This window comes from Moorena sp. SIO4E2 (genome assembly GCF_010671945.1).
Taxonomy (GTDB): Bacteria; Cyanobacteriota; Cyanobacteriia; order Cyanobacteriales; family Coleofasciculaceae; genus Moorena; species Moorena producens.
In genome coordinates this window covers 1-1,721 of the sequence record NZ_JAAHIE010001098.1, presented here as the reverse complement: position 1 = coordinate 1,721, position 1,721 = coordinate 1, and the positions used below count along the sequence as shown (strand labels likewise).

Genomic DNA, 1,721 nt, shown 5'->3' with positions numbered 1-1,721 from the left:
CGATTCCCGATTCCCGATTCCCGATTCCCGATTCCCGATTCCCGATTCCCGATTCCCGATTCCCGATTCCCGATTCCCGATTCCCGATTCCCGATTCCCGATTCCCGATTCCCGATTCCCGATTCCCTGTTCCGAGATCCCTTGTGCTACAGGCTATAACATTGTGTTACAATTACTACAAAACCAATTTAACAATTCCTTTATTATTTAGTGCATAGCAGTTCTATAGGATTGGTCAACAGTCAGAGTTCTTATCCAGAACACAGAACATAAAACTCATAAAAATCTACCAATCTTGATGACCTTGCCTGGAAAGGTTGAGGTAACTGGTAAAAAGGATAACTGGTAAAAAGGAAGGTATTCAACCTATGAAATACACCTTTGAAATCTTAGGAGTATCTCCTGTCCTAGACTTTTTCAATCATCAACAGACGTTGAGTCAGAGAAAAGTCCCACCAAAACTGAAATACTTAGGTACTTATCAGTGTACCCTTGATGCTTTAATTGAATCAGCTGAAACCCTTCCCTCCCAGGCAGATTGGGGTATAGATCAAGCTGTAGACAGTGTCATTGAATTCTGGATGAATCACCCAGAAATCATCAGTTATTGGAAACAACGATTAAATGATGCTGGTAAGGATAATTTACTGGTGTCAAGGGTGGCAGATTTTGAATCATTAAAAGCTGAGTTTGAATCCTTGATCAGTAGTTAAAATAGGTAAGTAAAAGGTAAGCTACCAGCTATCAGCTATCAGCTATCAGCTATCAGCTATCAGCTATCAGCGAACAGCGAACAGCGATTAGCGCTACGCGCACGCTTGGCCTTGGCCGTTGGCCACGCTACGCGAATGGCCACGCTCCGCGAACGCGAACAGTTTATTTATGGGCTATGCACATTCTTATTGATCACGAAAGCATTTAGAATAAAAGAAAGAGGTAAGCATTTGTTTAATCTGAGTTAAATCTGCTGACCGCTGACCGCTGACCGCTGACCGCTGACCGCTGAATGCTTATTTTTCCAGCTATTGCGGCTCAGATTCTGCTGATGACGCACCTATCTTAGTTTTCAAACTATCTTCCAAGTACTGTATTCTTTTGCGTTGGTTATCAATATTTACTATTGTTTCATTATAATCCTGCTCTAACTCATTAATCCGTTTCCGTTGCCGAGCTAGTTTACGACTTTGGTTGATTAGGGTAGGTGTGGAGATTAATAAACCAGTTAAACAGCCCATAGATAGAGCTAAAAGAATCACTATAGATAAGGGTTCTTCTATAGTCCAAACCCCAAAGTTGACCGGCACAATGGTTTTATTTTGGAGGGCGAATAAGATAGCTGCTATAGCTAAGCCGATCACGAAGCCCGAAATCAAAAATAATAAGCGCATAGTCTCAACTCACTCCTTGGTAATCCCCTAGATCGTAAGCATTCAGCCGTGAGCGGTCAGCTATCAGCTTGTAGGGTGGGCAAAAACAGTTTGATTGTTTTGAGTATTAATGATTATATTACTTTGCCCACCCTACTTTAATTCGTCTGATACACCACACGCTGATAGGGTGGGCAAAAACAGTTTGATTGTTTTGAGAGGATATCTCCCAAGTTTTTTGATACTGAATTTTGCCCCCCTAGCCCCCCAACTTTGGGGGGAACAAGAGTCAATTTGCTTCTAAAAGTCCCCCAAAATTGGGGGATTTAGGGGGCTTGGATGTAGCAAATGAGA

2 protein-coding genes and 1 pseudogene are annotated in these 1,721 nt (G+C 42.2%); 2 read left to right on the top strand and 1 reads right to left on the bottom strand.

What is annotated here, in order from left to right:
- A pseudogene (locus tag F6K37_RS41060) lies at positions 1-211 on the top strand (hypothetical protein); the annotation flags it as partial.
- A gap of 157 nt (positions 212-368) precedes the next feature.
- Positions 369-713: a hypothetical protein gene (locus F6K37_RS41055; protein WP_287257039.1), complete on the top strand. Its 345-nt coding sequence runs from the start codon at positions 369-371 to the stop codon at positions 711-713.
- Between the two features lie 309 nt (positions 714-1,022).
- On the opposite strand, the gene F6K37_RS41050 is transcribed toward F6K37_RS41055, so the two are convergent.
- The gene (locus F6K37_RS41050) at positions 1,023-1,388 is read right to left on the bottom strand and encodes a LapA family protein (RefSeq protein WP_008191653.1); all 366 of its coding nucleotides are present in this window, start codon (positions 1,386-1,388) and stop codon (positions 1,023-1,025) included.
- Positions 1,389-1,721 lie beyond the last annotated feature (333 nt).

What these genes read in the sequence shown, in the direction of transcription:
- F6K37_RS41055 (WP_287257039.1), top strand. Translation starts at nt 369, where the DNA reads ATGAAATACACCTTTGAAATCTTAGGAGTATCTCCTGTCCTAGACTTT.
- F6K37_RS41050 (WP_008191653.1), bottom strand. Translation starts at nt 1,388, where the DNA reads ATGCGCTTATTATTTTTGATTTCGGGCTTCGTGATCGGCTTAGCTATA.